Source organism: Novosphingobium lindaniclasticum LE124 (assembly GCF_000445125.1).
In the GTDB taxonomy this organism is placed as follows: Bacteria; Pseudomonadota; Alphaproteobacteria; order Sphingomonadales; family Sphingomonadaceae; genus Novosphingobium; species Novosphingobium lindaniclasticum.
On the sequence record NZ_ATHL01000001.1, the window covers coordinates 64,088 to 78,603 of the forward strand.

General features: G+C 66.8%; 14 protein-coding genes and 1 riboswitch. Of the genes, 6 read left to right on the forward strand and 8 right to left on the reverse strand.

The features are described 5' to 3' along the window. Positions 1-15: 15 nt before the first annotated feature. The 3 genes from L284_RS25405 to L284_RS25415 all read right to left on the reverse strand — a co-directional run bounded on the left by L284_RS25405 (position 16) and on the right by L284_RS25415 (position 2,536). On the reverse strand, positions 16-744 hold the full coding sequence (locus tag L284_RS25405) for a metallophosphoesterase family protein (RefSeq protein ID WP_021232061.1): 729 nt from the start codon (positions 742-744) through the stop codon (positions 16-18). After that, the gene (locus L284_RS25410; protein ID WP_021232062.1) at positions 728-1,516 is read right to left on the reverse strand and encodes a nucleotidyltransferase family protein; all 789 of its coding nucleotides are present in this window, start codon (positions 1,514-1,516) and stop codon (positions 728-730) included. Before L284_RS25410 ends, L284_RS25405 begins: the two co-directional genes overlap by 17 nt. A 117-nt stretch (positions 1,517-1,633) precedes the next feature. Further along, on the reverse strand, positions 1,634-2,536 hold the full coding sequence (locus L284_RS25415) for a LysR substrate-binding domain-containing protein (RefSeq protein ID WP_021232063.1): 903 nt from the start codon (positions 2,534-2,536) through the stop codon (positions 1,634-1,636). A 93-nt stretch (positions 2,537-2,629) separates the two neighbouring features. Between L284_RS25415 and L284_RS25420 the strand changes: the two genes are divergently transcribed. Then, positions 2,630-3,937 (forward strand): N-succinylarginine dihydrolase, encoded by a 1,308-nt coding sequence (locus L284_RS25420; RefSeq protein ID WP_021232064.1) that lies wholly within the window; start codon positions 2,630-2,632, stop codon positions 3,935-3,937. 24 nt (positions 3,938-3,961) lie between these two features. On the opposite strand, the gene nhaA is transcribed toward L284_RS25420, so the two are convergent. Beyond that, complete coding sequence (nhaA, locus tag L284_RS25425) at positions 3,962-5,152, reverse strand: Na+/H+ antiporter NhaA (RefSeq protein WP_031341266.1); 1,191 nt, start codon at positions 5,150-5,152, stop codon at positions 3,962-3,964. A 94-nt stretch (positions 5,153-5,246) separates the two neighbouring features. Continuing rightward, complete coding sequence (locus tag L284_RS25430; protein WP_081673839.1) at positions 5,247-6,341, reverse strand: MlaA family lipoprotein; 1,095 nt, start codon at positions 6,339-6,341, stop codon at positions 5,247-5,249. A 150-nt stretch (positions 6,342-6,491) separates the two neighbouring features. Further along, positions 6,492-6,597: riboswitch (SAM-I-IV-variant riboswitch) on the forward strand. A gap of 36 nt (positions 6,598-6,633) precedes the next feature. On the opposite strand from L284_RS25430, the gene L284_RS25435 reads away from it, so the two are divergent. The 3 genes from L284_RS25435 to L284_RS25445 all read left to right on the forward strand — a co-directional run bounded on the left by L284_RS25435 (position 6,634) and on the right by L284_RS25445 (position 11,223). Continuing rightward, positions 6,634-7,569: a homoserine O-succinyltransferase gene (locus tag L284_RS25435; protein WP_031341269.1), complete on the forward strand. Its 936-nt coding sequence runs from the start codon at positions 6,634-6,636 to the stop codon at positions 7,567-7,569. A 442-nt stretch (positions 7,570-8,011) separates the two neighbouring features. Next, positions 8,012-10,159, forward strand: a complete 2,148-nt coding sequence (locus L284_RS25440; RefSeq protein ID WP_052018278.1) for a methyl-accepting chemotaxis protein — start codon at positions 8,012-8,014, stop codon at positions 10,157-10,159. A 167-nt stretch (positions 10,160-10,326) separates the two neighbouring features. Continuing rightward, a complete protein-coding gene (locus L284_RS25445) occupies positions 10,327-11,223 on the forward strand; it encodes an ROK family protein (RefSeq protein WP_031341274.1) in 897 nt (298 codons plus the stop codon). A gap of 7 nt (positions 11,224-11,230) precedes the next feature. Here the strand turns inward: L284_RS25445 and L284_RS25450 are convergent, their stop codons facing one another. Further along, complete coding sequence (locus L284_RS25450; protein ID WP_031341275.1) at positions 11,231-11,860, reverse strand: LysE family translocator; 630 nt, start codon at positions 11,858-11,860, stop codon at positions 11,231-11,233. A gap of 78 nt (positions 11,861-11,938) precedes the next feature. Continuing rightward, on the reverse strand, positions 11,939-12,712 hold the full coding sequence (locus L284_RS0123505) for a class I SAM-dependent methyltransferase (RefSeq protein WP_031341276.1): 774 nt from the start codon (positions 12,710-12,712) through the stop codon (positions 11,939-11,941). A gap of 80 nt (positions 12,713-12,792) precedes the next feature. Here L284_RS0123505 and L284_RS25455 point away from each other — a divergent pair, with 80 nt between their 5' ends. Together L284_RS25455 and L284_RS25460 are read left to right on the forward strand one after the other, a co-directional pair. Beyond that, positions 12,793-13,572 (forward strand): helix-turn-helix transcriptional regulator, encoded by a 780-nt coding sequence (locus L284_RS25455; RefSeq protein ID WP_021232073.1) that lies wholly within the window; start codon positions 12,793-12,795, stop codon positions 13,570-13,572. 140 nt (positions 13,573-13,712) lie between these two features. Further along, positions 13,713-14,033 carry a DMT family transporter gene (locus L284_RS25460; RefSeq protein ID WP_021232074.1) on the forward strand — a complete coding sequence of 107 codons (321 nt, stop codon included), beginning with the start codon at positions 13,713-13,715 and terminating at the stop codon, positions 14,031-14,033. A gap of 181 nt (positions 14,034-14,214) precedes the next feature. Here L284_RS25460 and L284_RS25465 read toward each other — a convergent pair whose 3' ends face one another. After that, positions 14,215-14,439: a hypothetical protein gene (locus tag L284_RS25465; RefSeq protein WP_021232075.1), complete on the reverse strand. Its 225-nt coding sequence runs from the start codon at positions 14,437-14,439 to the stop codon at positions 14,215-14,217. Between the last annotated feature and the right edge of the window lie 77 nt (positions 14,440-14,516).

Consider the following 14,516-nt stretch of genomic DNA (forward strand, 5'->3'; position numbering starts at 1 on the left):
CCATGAGGTTGAGGGTCAAACGTCGAGCAAGGCGTAAGGCCGCCCGAAGCGGGCCGAGACGACGAATTGCGCGCAGTTGAAAACCGGTACGCCCCGCAGGGTCTTGCCCTCGTAAGTGCCGCGATGGGCGTGGCCGTGAACCACCGCCTTGACGTTCTCGAACCGATCGACCGCATCGGCCAGGCGGGAGGATCCGAGGAAGGGGAAGATTTCGGGCGGCTCGCCCGCGACGGTTTCGGGGATCGGCGCATAGTGCAGCACGACCACGGTTCGCTCGGTTCGTAGCGAGCGCAGTCCGTTCTCCAGCTTGCGGGCCTCGTTGAGCGATTCATCGACGAAGGTCTTGATCGCCGCCTCTCCGAACGCGCCCAGTTCGCCGCGACCGAAGCCGCCTACGAAGCCCTTGACCCCGGCAAAACCGACATCCTTCACCACTACCGCCTGTTCGTCGAGCAGGGTCATGCCGCCCTGACGCAGGATATGCGCGACTTCCTCGGGCTGGCCGCATTCGTAGTCGTGGTTGCCGAGTACGCCCACGACCGGGATCGAACAGGCCGAAAGATCGGATGCTAGCCGTTCCGCCTCGCCCGTCTTGCCGAAGTTCGTCAGGTCTCCGCAGAGAGCGAGGACATCGGCATTGTCGGAGATCTCCCGGAAGAGGTCGCGATAGGACTTGCCGTCCTGCTCGTTTACGTGAAGGTCGCCGATCGCCGCCAGGCGGAGCGTGTCAGACATGTCGTTCATGCTTCTCGTCCAGTCCTTTCCCTACGAGGTCCGCGAAACCCCATTCGCTGATGTCGATCACATAGTCGCGCGGCGAGAACAGGCGGCCGCGGCAGATCCGCACTTCCGCCGGGGGCAATTCGGCCTGAGCCCGGATGCGCTCGATCAGCGTGTCGAACAGCCAGCGCGGGATGGCCTCGCGTTCGGTGGGATAGATGAAACGGAAATTGAGTACGTGCAGGAGCAGCACTTCCCAATGCAGTTCCATCAGCGAGAGCAGGCGGTGCCAGTCTATCCGGTCGTGCATACGAAGGATGGTATGGGCGATATCCGCACCGTCGTAGCGATAGCGATCCTGGATGAAGGCCTTCGAGACGATGAATTCGGTCGGCGGGGTGATGCGTACTTGCGTGCCGTAGACTTCGGCGGTGAAAACCTCGCTGAACCAGGCATCGGTGATCGGGATCGAGGCGGAGGACATGTTGAAGATCACGTCGAAGAAGTTCTTTCCCGACCAGACCTTGGCGATCCACCGCTCGTCCTCGACCGAGACTTCGTAGCCCTCCTCCTTGAAGCGCGCCAGCAGACGGGGCGCGTCGCCGGGCTTGCAGAAGACATCGATGTCCTTGGTGGGACGAACCACGCCGGTATGGCACGTCAGCGCGTAAGTGCCGGACAGCAGGTAAGGGATGTCCCATGAGCCGAGCAGCTTGAGGCTATCGGCATAGAACGCTGCGGCTTCGGGCGGGGGGTCGAAGCTGTGCGGTTCGGAGGAGGCGGGAATTTCGAGCATCGCGGTGAGGGCGCCTGATAAAGGGTGTGCTCGATCAACCGTGCGCCGCGCTCGTGGTTCCATTACAGATCATGGCTGGCTAAGATCAGGGCTGGCCAAGATCAGGGCTGGCCAAGATCAGGGCTGGAATGGGCATTCTTCGGCCAGCCATGCGCGAAAGCGCGACAATGCGGCGGGCTCTCGAACGCTGCGGGGATAGGCGAGCCAATAGCTGCGATCTTCCGAGAGGGGCGCGTCGAACGGCACGACGAGATCGCCTGCGTCCAGTTCCGGCTGAACGAGAAAGCTCGGGATCAGCGCCGCTCCGCCGCCTGCCTTCACCGATTGGGCCAGCATCAGGAAGTGGCCGAGGCTGGGCAATGTCACCGGGTCCGGCGCGTCCCATCCGAACAAGGCGAACCAGCGCGTCCAGGCGTCTCGCCGGGCGGACTGCACCAGGAGCGGCGCGCCCAGCAGATCGCGGGGCTCGGCAATGCCGTGCCGTTCACGAAAGGCGGGGGAGACGACGGGAACGACATGCTCGTGGAACAGCAGGTCGTGGTCCGCGCCCGGCCAGTCCGGCGCGCCGACGTGGATCGCGGCGTGAAACGGCTCTGCGGCGAAATCGAAGATGTCGGTTCTTGCGGAAAGGTTCGCCACCAAGTCGGGATGCCTGCGGCTGAGACCCGGCAGGCGCGGCGCCAGCCAGCGCATGCCGAAGCCCGGCAGTACCGCCAGTTCGATCACATGTTCGGGTTCCGGGTCGATCAGGCGACCGGTTGCGCGGCGGATGGCGGCGAGAGCGGGTGCGATCTCGTCCAGGAACCGACTGCCCGCCGCGTTCAGGGTCACGCGGCGACCGTTACGGTCGAACAGCGGCGTACCCAGCCAGGTCTCGAGATTGGCGACATGGCGGCTCACCGCCCCCTGGGTCAGTCCGATCGCCTCGGCCGCGCGCGAGAACGAGCCGAGCCGGGCGGCAGCTTCGAAGCCGTGCAGCATGGACATCGGCGGCAGCCGGCGGCGTTCGTCATGGTTCATTCCGAAAACTCACAAGCTCATGCTCATTTTTGGGGTGTCTATTGAGCCGCATATGAGAAATCATGCGGTTTCTGCAGGATATCGAAGGAACGGATGGTGCGCGAGATCAATTTCGACGGGCTGATCGGGCCCAGCCACAACTATGCGGGCCTTTCGCTCGGCAACATTGCCTCCGCCTCTAACGCCGGCGCCACTTCGGCGCCGCGAGCAGCCGCCTTGCAGGGGCTCGGCAAGATGCGGACGATGCTCGCGCTTGGGCTGCCGCAGGGCATTCTCCTGCCGCACGATCGCCCGAATGCGGAGTGGTTGCGCAAGCTGGGCTTCTCCGGGTCCGACGATGCAGTGCTACGCGCGGCCTGGGAACGGGAGCCGGCGCTGCTGCGCAACGCCTTCTCCGCATCGGCCATGTGGACGGCCAATGCCGCGACGGTCTCGCCCGCGCCGGACACCTCAGACGGGCGCTGCCATTTCACGGTCGCCAACCTTTCGACGATGCTTCACCGCAGCATCGAGCAGGATCAGACCTTTCGCCAGCTCCGCCTCGCCTTTGCGGACGAACGCCATTTCGCCGTTCACCCCGCCCTGCCGGGAGGGCTTGGCGATGAGGGTGCGGCCAATTCCATGCGTCTGGGGCAAAGCCACCAAGCGCCCGGCCTGGAGGTGTTCGTTCACGGCGAGCGGCCGGTGCGGGGCAGTGCGGGGCAAGTTTTCCCGGCTCGCCAGCACCGGTCGGCGAGCGCCGCCGTCGCCAGAAGTCACGGTCTAGCCTCGGGCGATCACCTGCTCGCCGCGCAGAGCGAGATCGCCATCGCGGCGGGAGCGTTCCACAACGATGTCGTCGCCGTCGCCAACGAGAACGTGCTTTTCGCCCACGAACAGGCTTTTGCAGATCGGGAGGCGGTTTACAGGTCCGTGTCCGAGCGCGTTCCCGGTGCCGTGATCATCGAGGCGCCGGCGGACCGGATCAGCCTTGATCTGGCGATCCGCACCTACCTGTTCAATTCGCAGCTCGTGACTTTGCCTGCGGGAGGCATGGCCCTGATTCTCCCTCGGGAAGCGCGAGAGGAGCCGGCGGTGTGGACCTGGTTGGAAGAGGTTCGCGAAGGCGACAATCCGGTTTCCCGGCTGGAAGTGGTGGACGTTCGGGAATCCATGCGCAACGGCGGCGGCCCGGCCTGTCTGCGCCTGCGCGTTGCCGTCTCCCCTGAAGCGGAGGCTGCGATAGACCGGCGCTTCCTGCTCGACGAGGGGCTGTGCGACAGGATCGAGGCCGTGATCGAGCAGGAATGGCCGGAGCACATCGCCCCCGACGATCTCGGGGAACCCGACCTCTGGCATCGCTGCCGCGCCGCGCGCGCCGCGTTGCTCACGGCCCTCGGCTTTGTGGAAGGAGAGTTGTAGCTACGCCCTTGCAGCGAGCCCGGCCTACTCGCGCGGTCTCGCTCGACGGCTGGGCGATGCGGCAAGTCGAAGCACGGCGAAGCCCGCCAAGGCCGAAACCATCGAGCCGCCGAGCACGCCGATCTTCACTTCGTCGACCAGCACCGGGTCGCTGAAGGCCAGTGCGCCCACGAAGAGGCTCATCGTGAAACCGATGCCGCAAAGCAGGCACATGCCGTAGGTCTGCACCCACGTCGCACCGCTCGGCCGCTTGGCAAGGCCGAAGAAGGCACAGAGCCGGAGCGTCAGGAATACGCCGAGTTGCTTGCCAAGGAACAGCCCTCCCGCGACCGCCAGCGGCAAGGGCGCGAGCACGTGCTCGACCCCGAGGCCGGCCAGCGAAACGCCGGCGTTGGCGAAGCCGAACAGGGGCACGACAAGATAGGCGACCCAGCCGTGAAGCCCGTGTTCGAGGCGGTGCAGCGGCGATTCCGCGCTGTCCGGGGCGCCCGGCGTTGCGCGGATCGGGATCAGGCTGGCGGCCAGGACTCCCGCGATCGTAGCATGGACGCCGGACAGCAGCACCGCCAACCAGAGCAATGCCGCCAGGAGCAGGTAGGGCCAGAGGCGCTTAACGCCGATCCGGTTGAGCACGAACATCACACCCATGATGACGCCCGCCGCCAGCAGGGCCGCGCCCTTGATCTGGCTGGTATAGGCGAGTGCGATCACCGCCACCGCGCCCATGTCGTCGACGATGGCCACGGTGGTCAGGAACAGTTTGAGGGAAGCCGGTACGCGCTTGCCCAGGAGTGCCATCACGCCGATGGCGAAGGCGATGTCGGTAGCGGCGGGAATGGCCCAGCCACGGGCCAGGCCCGGCGTGGAACCGGCGATCGCGAGATAGATCGCGGCCGGGCAGCTCATGCCGGCCGCGGCTGCAAGGGCGGGCAGCGCACGGTCGGACCAGGTGGAGAGATGCCCGTCGATGAACTCGCGTTTTATTTCCAGCCCGACCAGCAGGAAGAACAGCGACATCAGCCCGTCGTTGATCCAGTGGGCCAGGGACATCGGGCCGATCATGACGTGGAGAGCGGAGAAGTAGCTCTCCGCAAGCGGACCGTTGGCGACGACCAGTGCCAGCGCGGCCGCGGCCATCAGCAGGATGCCCCCCGAAGCTTCGCTGCGCAGGAAGTCCCGCAATGCGGATCGAGGGCGTTTAAGGAGGAGCTTCAAGGTAGGGCGTACTCGTCGGAAGGGACAGGCGACGGCAGCCTAACCGCAATTGTGAGCCGATGCCAAGGCGTCCGCTACGGCGCTTCGCGGCCTTTCAAGGGGCGGGCTGGACCGGAGGCTCGGTCGCCTGCTCCGTGGCGGACGGCGTTTGGGCGTCCGTCTGAGCCGCGCTGTCCTTTGCTTCGGCATCCTTCTTGCGCGGGGTCTTCAGGCCTGGGCCATAGACCGGCACGACATCGGGCGTAATGCGGCCGTGCAGGGCCTCGATCTCCGCCTTGCGCTGCTTGAGATAGAGGTCGCGGTAGGCGGCGTAGGGCTTGTCTTCCTTGCGGATCTCGTTGATCCGCTCGTCGAAGGCGGCACGCTCGCCAAGCTGGTCGACGATCGTCATCGGCAGCACGACTTCGGGATTGGTGAAAGGCTTGCCGATCGCGGCGGGGAGCAGCAGCCTGTCCACCGAGTCGCCGATGATGTCGCGCAGGGTGGTCGGGCCCACGATCGGCAGGTACATGAAGGGACCGGGGCCGACGCCGTAATAGCCCAGGGTGTTGGCCAGGCCATTGGGACGGTAGGGCAGGTTGAACGGCTTCTTCTTGGCCACGTCGACCAACCCGGCGATGCCCAGCGTCGTATTGATCGCGAAACGTCCCGCCGTCTCCGCCGCCTTGCCGGGCTTGAGCTGCAGCAGATAGGCCGCGAACACGACCGGCTCGCTCAAGTTGCTGAAGAAGTTGCGCAGGCCCTTGCGGACGGGGCGCGGCAGGCCCTTGTTATAGGCCTTGGCGACGGGTTCGAGCACCGCCTGGTCCACCGCCTGTACGGCCTTGAACGATTCGGCATTGATCCGCTGGAGCGGGTCGCCGGGGGGCGCAGGTTCGGGAGCCGTGACGACGATCACCGACTCGGGCTCGTCCCCGTTTTCGCGCGCGGCAGGCGAGGGCGGCGGAGAGGCTGCCTCGGGAGTCGCAGGCACGGAACCCGCGGGCGGGACCGGAGCGGCAGGCAGAGTGATCGGCGGGGTCTGCTGCGACGCCGTTGCCACCGGCTCTACCGGCGCAGTTCCGACCGGGGCGGCGCCCACTTGCACCGCTGCGGGCTCGGCCGCAGCCTGTGCGGCGAGCGGGACGGGGGCATCGGGCACCGACGGGCCCGTCATCAACAACGCCACGGCGGCAGCCGGCAAACTCATGTAAAGGTCCTTAGCATAACGCAGCCGTGGCAGCGACGGCGATTTTGGCGATCCGGGCGGCTAGGCCCGTTTCCCGTTCCCGTCAATCTGAGCCGTCATGCACTCTCGGGACAAGGCGTTGCAAGATCGCGCCGAAACGTCTAGCGAGATTTTCAGCATCAAGAGTTGGGTCGACGCCCGACGCCAACCTGCCGATCCGGGCAAGGTGGCACTCCGCAAGGAGGATGTGGCCGACCCGGCAAGAAACGGATCAAGCCACCAGCGTCGTCCCGAAACCGAGGACCGCCGCGAAGTGCCGATCAAGATACCCGACCACCTGCCCGCCCGCTCCATCCTGGAGAACGAAGGCGTGGCCGTGATGCGCGAAAGCGACGCCGTGCGCCAGGACATCCGCCCGCTGCGGATCGGCCTGCTCAACCTGATGCCCGACAAGGTCAGCACCGAGACGCAGCTTGCCCGCCTGCTGGGCGCCACGCCGCTGCAGATCGAACTGACCCTGGTGCGCATCAGCGATCATGTCGCCCGCAATACCTCGGCCGAACACCTCGAGGCCTTCTATCGTCCCTGGCGCGATGTCGAGCACGAGCGTTTCGACGGCTTCATCATCACCGGCGCGCCGGTGGAGCGCCTGGCCTTCGGCGAAGTGCGCTATTGGCCGGAACTGCAACGCATCTTCGACTGGACCCGCACGCACGTTCACAGTTGCCTGACGATCTGCTGGGCGGCGCAGGCGTTTCTCCATCACTTCCACGGCGTGCCCAAGCATGAGCTGGCGGCCAAAGCCTTCGGCGTCTTCCCGCACCGCAATCTCGCGCCGAACTCGCCTTTCCTGCGCGGCATGTCGGACAGTTTCGCGGCGCCGGTCTCACGCTGGACCGAAGTGCGCAAGGCGGAAATTCCCGAGGGGCGCGGACTGCGGGTGCTGGCCGAAAGCGACGAGGCCGGCCTCTGCCTGCTCCACGATCCGCAGCGTCGCGCGCTGCTGATGTTCAATCACCTGGAGTACGACGGCGACACTCTGGCTAACGAGTTCAACCGCGACGGCGGGCCGATCCCGGCCAATTACTACCCCGACGACGATCCGGCTCGGCCGCCTATGAACGCCTGGAGAAGCCATGGGCACTTGTTCTTCGGCAACTGGATCAACGAGATCTACCAGACGACGCCTTTTGACCCCGCCGAGATCGGTGGATCGGCGGCGCAGGGCGACGCGCTGATCCCGGCGTGAGCGGGCGGGACGCCGGGGCTCCGGCGTCCTGCTGTTCCGCGCCATTTCCTTTTTCCCCACGGCTCCGCGTGGCAGTGGTCCTGCCCCTGCCGACCGAGTTCCTTTCGACACTGTTTCACGGGAACCTCAGCGAAATTGTCTGCCCCTCCGGCGGACCGATGGCATACCATCCTATAATGTGACTGCTTTTCTCGTCCCGACGCAGGACCATCATGCAGTTGCCTTGTTTCGCCGGGGTCGCCCCCGCAACGCCGATCTTCCCTTATCGCGGCCCTTCCGCCAGGATCGCGCCGAGCCCGGCCGCACCACCGCCGTGGCTGCGCTGCGATCGATCCTACAAGCCAGCTGCGCTCCTCCTTCGCGATCTTCCTAGCGACGCTGCGGCCATAGCCGCGGCGCCCACCCTCGTCGCCGCGGCCACCCGGCATTCCTGGAGCTGAAAATGAGAGACTTGTTCAACCGCCTGCACATAGCGGGGAAGCTGATGACCGTCGCCGGTCTGGCTATCGCCGTCTTGCTCCTGCTGGGCTTCTCGGCAGTGGTGCTGGAAACCCGTTCGTCCGTCGGAGAGCTGTCCGACCGTTCGGCGATCGCTCAGGCCGAAGCGGAAGGCAATCTGCTGAGGTCGGACATCGCCCGTTTCGAGGCGACCGCGCGCACTCTGGCTTCCACCATGGGCAATCTGCACGCAAGCGGCGCCCGTGATCGCGCCGCCGCGACCAATGTGGTGAAGACCGATCTGCTCAAGTCCAGGGAAGCGCTGGGCGCGTGGACCATGATCGCACCGGGCCGTTGGGACGGCGAGGATGCGGGCAAGGCCGGACTTCCGGGATCGAGCAAGGACGGCAATTTCCGCCCCTATTGGGTCAAGAACAACGGCGCCTTGAAGCAGAATCCCAGCGACGAGGCGGACGGCTACGACAAGCCCTTCTTCCGCCGCGCTTTCGAGAGCGGCGACGGCGCGATCCTGGATCCCTACACTTTCGATGCCGGCGGCCGGACCGTGCTCATGACCTCGATCACCCAGCCGGTGCGCTCGGGCGGCCAAGTCATCGGCGTCACCGGGCTGGACATGGAACTCGGCACGATTTCCGAGCGCCTATCCAAGCTCAAGCCCTTCGGCACCGGCCGCGTCATGCTGCTTTCGGCAGGCGCCACCTGGGTCGCCAATCCCGATCCGGCGCGGCTGGGCAAGCCTTATGCGGATGCCGGTCTCGAGGAGGTGAAGGCCGCGCTCGCCAGCGGAGCGCCGCGGGTACTGGCCGAGATCGACATCGACGGCGTGGAGACCCGCCGCGTGATCCAGCCGATCGCGCTCAGCGGCCTCAACGCCACCTGGGCGCTCGTGCTCGACGTTCCGGAGTCGACGATTGCCGCGCCGGCGCGCACCATTGCCTGGCAGCTGGTGATCGGCGGGCTGGTGATCGTCGTGGCGGTTCTGGCATCCCTGTTCTACGCGGCCGGCGGTATCATCGGTCGTCCCATGGCCAAGCTGAGCGGCGCCGTCGACCGTCTCGCCAAGGGCGAAGACTGCGCGATCCCCGAACTTGACCGCGAGGACGAGATCGGCACGATGGCCCGCGCCGCCGATGTGTTCCGCCAGGCCGCTGCCGACCGCGCCGAGGCCGACCGTCGCTCCGCCGAAGAGCAGCGGATCGTCACGACCGCCGTGGGCGAGGGACTGGACGCCATGCGGCAGGGCGATCTTACGCGGGACATCACCGAAGAGTTCCCGGCCGGCTACGTATCGCTGAAGGACAACTTCAACGCGGCACTGGCGGAGCTTCGCCGCATGATCGGCGCGGTCGCCAACAGTGCCGACGGTATCCAGTCGGGTTCGCAGGAAATCGCCCAGGCCTCGGAAGATCTGGCGCGCCGTACCGAAGCGAATGCCGCGAGCCTGGAGGAGACTTCGGCGGCTCTGGTGCAGATCGACCAGCGGCTCAAGGCTTCGGCTTCCGCCTCGACGCAGACGGTTCGCCGTGCCGACGAGGCTCTCTCGACCGTGTCGGGCGGGCGCGTGGTGGCCGGCGAGGCGGTGGCGGCCATGGACCGCGTCAGCCTCAGCGCGCGCGGTATCGACCAGGTGATCGAGGGCGTGGACAAGATCGCGTTCCAGACCCGCGTTCTGGCGATGAACGCCGCCGTCGAGGCCGGCCGGGCAGGGGATGCGGGACGCGGCTTCGCGGTCGTCGCCGACCTCGTCTCCGCGCTCGCCATGCGCGCGGAGGAAGAGGCCAAGCGGGCCCGCGACCAGCTTACCGTGACCCAGACCGACATCGTCACCGCCGTGGATGCGGTCCAGCGCGTGGACGGCGCCTTCGAGACGATCTCGGAAGGCGTGGGCGAAGTGCACGCGCTGCTCGGCCGCATGGCCGAGGACAACCAGGCGCAGTCCACCGCGATCACCCAGATCAGCGTGGCGGTTTCCACGATGGATCACTCCACCCAGCAGAACGCGGCCATGGTGGAGGAAACCTCCGCCGCGGCGCGCAACCTGACGACCGAGGCCGGATCGCTCAACGATCAGGCGGCCCGCTTCGATACCGGCGGTCAGACGGAACGGTTCCGCCTCTCTTCGGCGGCCTGACCGGACGGCGGTTGCCCCACCGCCAAAGCCGATCGTCAGGTCTACGAGCGCCCGCGGGTCGATTTCGGTCCGCGGGCGCAATCGCTTGTCGGCTCTTGTCCCAACTGGCAGACGCGGATGATGGCGTCCCTCTCGGCGAGGGCGCGGCTGGCAGGATGGATCAGGGCATGACGATTTACGGAGCGATCGAGGCCGGGGGGACGAAGTTCGTCTGCGCCCTGGGCACAGCCGAGACCGGCTCGCTCCGCACTGCGACTATACCCACCCGCGATCCCGAATCGACTTTCGCCGAAGTCGCGGCCTTCTTCGACGGTGCAGCCGAACTGGGCCGCGTGGCCGGGATCGGGATCGCCAGCTTCGGCCCGGTCGGCGTGGATGCGGCGGCGGCGGACTACGGCAAGATCCTGGCGACCCCCAAGCCGGGCTGGGAGGGGACCGATCTGCTCGCCCGCGTGCGAGACTTTCTAGACGTTCCGCTCGCCATCGACACCGACGTCAATGCGGCGGCCCTGGCCGAAGTCGCGGCAGCCGGCCCGGAGATATCTCAGCTTGCCTATGTCACGGTAGGCACCGGGATCGGCGTCGGGCTGGTGACCGATGGGCGCGCAGTTCACGGGATCGGCCACCCCGAAGCGGGTCACGTCCTGGTCCGCCGCCACCCCGCGCATGAGGGCTTCGCCGGAACCTGCCCCTTTCATGGCGACTGCCTGGAAGGGCTGGCGGCGGGACCGGCGATCGCTGCGGCATGGGGCGCGCCGGCGTCGGAGCTTCCCGCCGCTCACCCGTTCTGGGACGTGGAGGCGGACTACCTTGCGCAGCTTTGCATGACCCTGTTCCTGACTATGGCGCCGCAACGCATCGTGCTGGGCGGCGGCGTCATGCAGCAGCGGCGCCTGCTGCCGATCATCCGCGTGCGAACGGCGCAGATGCTGGGCGGTTACGTGCAGGGCGCCCGCGATCTGGCAGCGATGGAACGGCGGATCCTCCCGCCGGCCTGCCGTGAACCCTCGGGGCTCGTCGGTGCCTACCTGCTGGCGAAGCGCGCCGCGCAGGCGGAAGGGTGAGGTCGCCTCAGGCCGCGCGGGAGCTGAGCAGCGCCGCTCCGAATCCGACGAAGATCGACCCGGTCACGCGATTGAACATGCGCTTCACCGCAGGGCGGCGCAGATATGTGGAGAGCGAGCCGCCGGCCAGCGCATATGTGCAGTACCAGAGCATCTCGATCACCGCGAAAGTCCCGACGAGAATGGCGAACTGCGGCACTTTGGGCTGGGCGGGATCGATGAACTGCGGGAAGAACGCGGCTGCGAAAAGCAGCAGCTTGGGATTGCTGATCGCGATCGTGAAGCCGCCGCGAAACAGGGCGGCGGGCGAACTCTGCCGAGCGACATGCTCGCCCTTGCCATGGTCGGGAGAGGCCGGTGACCGCCAGGCCTTGATACCCAGGTAGACGAGATAGCCGACACCCAGATAGCGCAGAACCTCGAAGGCGCCGGGTATGGCCTTGAGCAGCGCCGTCAACCCTGCGGCCGAGGCGGCGAGAACCAGCGTGATCGCCAGCATGCAGCCGGCCATGGCCGCCATGCTGCGCCGAAAGCCGAACTCCACGCTCCGCGTCATGACGTGCAGCATATTGGGGCCGGGAGTCCCGGAAAGCAGAAAAACGGCAAAGGCGTAGAGCCACCAGGCGTGTAAAGTCATCGCAGTCTCGGCAGAAATGAAAGGTGCGCTTAAAGCATTTTTCAACCGCGTGGAATGTGGATGTGGCCGATGCCCGCGTCAGAATGCTTCCACCAGCAGGGTGTCGATGGTGAAGGACCCATCGGGCTCGATCTCGAAGTGCGCGGCGACTTCGTCGCTGGCGGCGTTCTGGAGCGCGCGGATGGCGGCGGCCAGCGCGGGCGGCGTGCGCATGCGGGCCGTCCAGTCGGCAAAGTCCATGCGCAGGCGGCCCGTCGTCAGGCGATCGACCGAGAACCCGGCATTTTCCAGCATGGCAAGCCACTGCGCGGCGGAATAGTCGCGGACGTGCGAGCCGTCGCGCAGCAGTTCGACCGCCTGCAAATGCGTATCGGCGGCCGGCGCGGCGGGCGCGACGACATCGATGAACATGGCCGGGGCACCCGGCGCGAGCACCCGCCTCGCCTCGCGCAGGCCGGTTTGGACCTGCCGCCAATGGTGCGCGGAAAACCGGCAGGCCAGAAAGTCGAAGCTGCCGTCCGGGAAAGGCAGCGCCTCTGCGGCCGCTGCTTGCGGGGCGATGTTGTTCAGCCCCCGCCGGTTTGCTTCGGCGGAGATCGCCTCCAGCATGCGGGGCGAAATGTCGCAGGCGGTGACGTTTCGTGCATGAGGCGCCATCGCATAGCCCGCGTGGCCGCCGCCGGCGCCAAGATCGAAGGCATGCTGCGGCCGGGCCTCTTGCGCCCGGAGCGCGATCCGGTCGAGGTCGGCTCCAGCTGCGTGCACCGCACTGGCAACATAAGCGGCCGCGGTCGATCCGAACTGGCGGTCGACCAGTTCGTGGCCTGTGCGGCGGAAGAGATGTTCGGTCATGGTGTTCTCCTTGTGCCGCTCTTGTTCGTCTTTTATCAGCCCGGTACAATGAACATTGTTATCCTGGTATAAAGAGGCCCATGCAGAGCGAGGAACAGCGCAAGCTGCTGGGCGCCTTCGTGCGGACACGGCGCGAGAGCATGGCGCCGGAAGGAACCGCGCGGCGCCGCCGGACGCCGGGGCTTCGGCGTGAGGAACTGGCCGCGCGCGCCGCGATCGGCGCTACCTGGGTCGCCTGGATCGAGCAGGGCCGCGACGTTCGGCCTTCGGCGGAAACGCTGTCCCGGCTCGCCGCCGGGCTGGACCTCTCGGTTGCCGAGCGCGACTACCTGTTCTCCCTGGCAGGCAGACATGACCCGGCCGATCCGTTCGCAGAGGCCGGAGCAGCGGCTCCCGCAGCGATCGCCGCGCTGGTCGGGCGGATCGATTGGCCCTGCTACGCGCTCGATCCCGCCTGGACGCTCTGCGCCGCCAATGCGGCCGCGAAGCGCCTGTTCACGGGACTGTTCGAGGATGACCCGCAGCCGAACCTGCTGCGCTACGTCTTCACCCATCCGGCCGCGCGCAAGCTGCTGCCCGACTGGTCGCGGCGCGCCGAGCGTCTGCTGGCCGAATTTCGCCGGGACTACAGCCATGCTCTGGCCGATCCGCGCGTTCGCGGCGTCGTGGCCCGTTTGCAGGAACAGAGCCCGGAATTCCGCCGCTCGTGGGAGGAGCAGGCCGTGCTGGCACGCGAGGGCGGAAGACGCAGCTTCCAACCGCCCGCAGGCGGGCTGCTGCATTTCGAGCAGCACACGCTGACCGACGTTTCGCGACGCGATTTCCGCGTGGTGTTCCTGGAGCCGGTGAGCGACGCATGAAATCTCCACGCAGGCCCGCGCCCTCTCGCCCGGTGTAGACAGGCGCGGCCGGTCGCCCTATCAGCCGCGCCAGCGCGCGCCTCTTTCGGGTTTCCGGCCGACGCGCTTTTCCTTCCGAGCCCGTAATCAAGAGAGATCTCATGGCGTGGCTCGTCCTCGGCATTGCCGTCATCACTGAAATCGTCTGGGCGCTCAGCCTGAAATGGGCAGGCACCCAGGCGACGGTACTCGCCTCCGCCGTGCCGATCACGCTCAGCTTCGTGAACATGGGCCTGCTCGCTCTGGCGATGCGCGGCCTGCCTGCCGGAACCGCCTATGCAGTGTGGACGGGATTGGGCGCAGTCGGCGTGGCGGTTCTCGGCGTGATCCTGTTCGGAGAGAAGCTCAACCCGGTGCAGATGGGATTCCTGGGGCTGATCATCGTCGGCGTGGTGGGAACGAAAGTGTTCGCCACCGCCTGACTGGCTGCATACGGCGTTTCGTTCGCCTCGTGACGCTGAGGCGGCCGATGAGCAGGTCGCCATCGCCAAGGATAAGGCCGAGCAACGCGCCGTGCGCGCGAGCGTGTGGCGGGCCGGCGCAAATCGATGTTTTCGCGACAGAAGCCTGGTGGAGTCGCTGTAGCCGCGTCGGTCGCGCTGCCTAGAATACCCCGACGGCAGCTTCCGCCCAGACCAGCGCCACGACCGCTACGACGGGCCCGATCATGCCGGCACGCACGAGTGGACGTCGAGATAGCCGCCGCGCCACCTCGATAGTCGCACCCAAGGTGAAGAGGAGCATCGAAGCCATCCCGAAGTCCGCCAGATCCCAACGGACTTCGCTCGTGAACTGCATGGCGATCAAGGGCAAAAGAAGAGGCGACATCAGCGCAATCCAGAATGCGCACCGCCGAAGTGTCGAGCGGTCCGAGCACGGCTGTTCGCTAACCATCTTCCAAGGCC

What these genes read in the sequence shown, in the direction of transcription:
- L284_RS25465 (WP_021232075.1), bottom strand. Translation starts at nt 14,439, where the DNA reads ATGTCGCCTCTTCTTTTGCCCTTGATCGCCATGCAGTTCACGAGCGAA.
- L284_RS25445 (WP_031341274.1), top strand. Translation starts at nt 10,327, where the DNA reads ATGACGATTTACGGAGCGATCGAGGCCGGGGGGACGAAGTTCGTCTGC.
- L284_RS0123505 (WP_031341276.1), bottom strand. Translation starts at nt 12,712, where the DNA reads ATGACCGAACATCTCTTCCGCCGCACAGGCCACGAACTGGTCGACCGC.
- L284_RS25410 (WP_021232062.1), bottom strand. Translation starts at nt 1,516, where the DNA reads ATGCTCGAAATTCCCGCCTCCTCCGAACCGCACAGCTTCGACCCCCCG.
- L284_RS25430 (WP_081673839.1), bottom strand. Translation starts at nt 6,341, where the DNA reads ATGAGTTTGCCGGCTGCCGCCGTGGCGTTGTTGATGACGGGCCCGTCG.
- L284_RS25450 (WP_031341275.1), bottom strand. Translation starts at nt 11,860, where the DNA reads ATGACTTTACACGCCTGGTGGCTCTACGCCTTTGCCGTTTTTCTGCTT.
- L284_RS25420 (WP_021232064.1), top strand. Translation starts at nt 2,630, where the DNA reads ATGGTGCGCGAGATCAATTTCGACGGGCTGATCGGGCCCAGCCACAAC.
- L284_RS25405 (WP_021232061.1), bottom strand. Translation starts at nt 744, where the DNA reads ATGAACGACATGTCTGACACGCTCCGCCTGGCGGCGATCGGCGACCTT.
- L284_RS25415 (WP_021232063.1), bottom strand. Translation starts at nt 2,536, where the DNA reads ATGAACCATGACGAACGCCGCCGGCTGCCGCCGATGTCCATGCTGCAC.
- L284_RS25460 (WP_021232074.1), top strand. Translation starts at nt 13,713, where the DNA reads ATGGCGTGGCTCGTCCTCGGCATTGCCGTCATCACTGAAATCGTCTGG.
- L284_RS25455 (WP_021232073.1), top strand. Translation starts at nt 12,793, where the DNA reads ATGCAGAGCGAGGAACAGCGCAAGCTGCTGGGCGCCTTCGTGCGGACA.
- L284_RS25440 (WP_052018278.1), top strand. Translation starts at nt 8,012, where the DNA reads ATGAGAGACTTGTTCAACCGCCTGCACATAGCGGGGAAGCTGATGACC.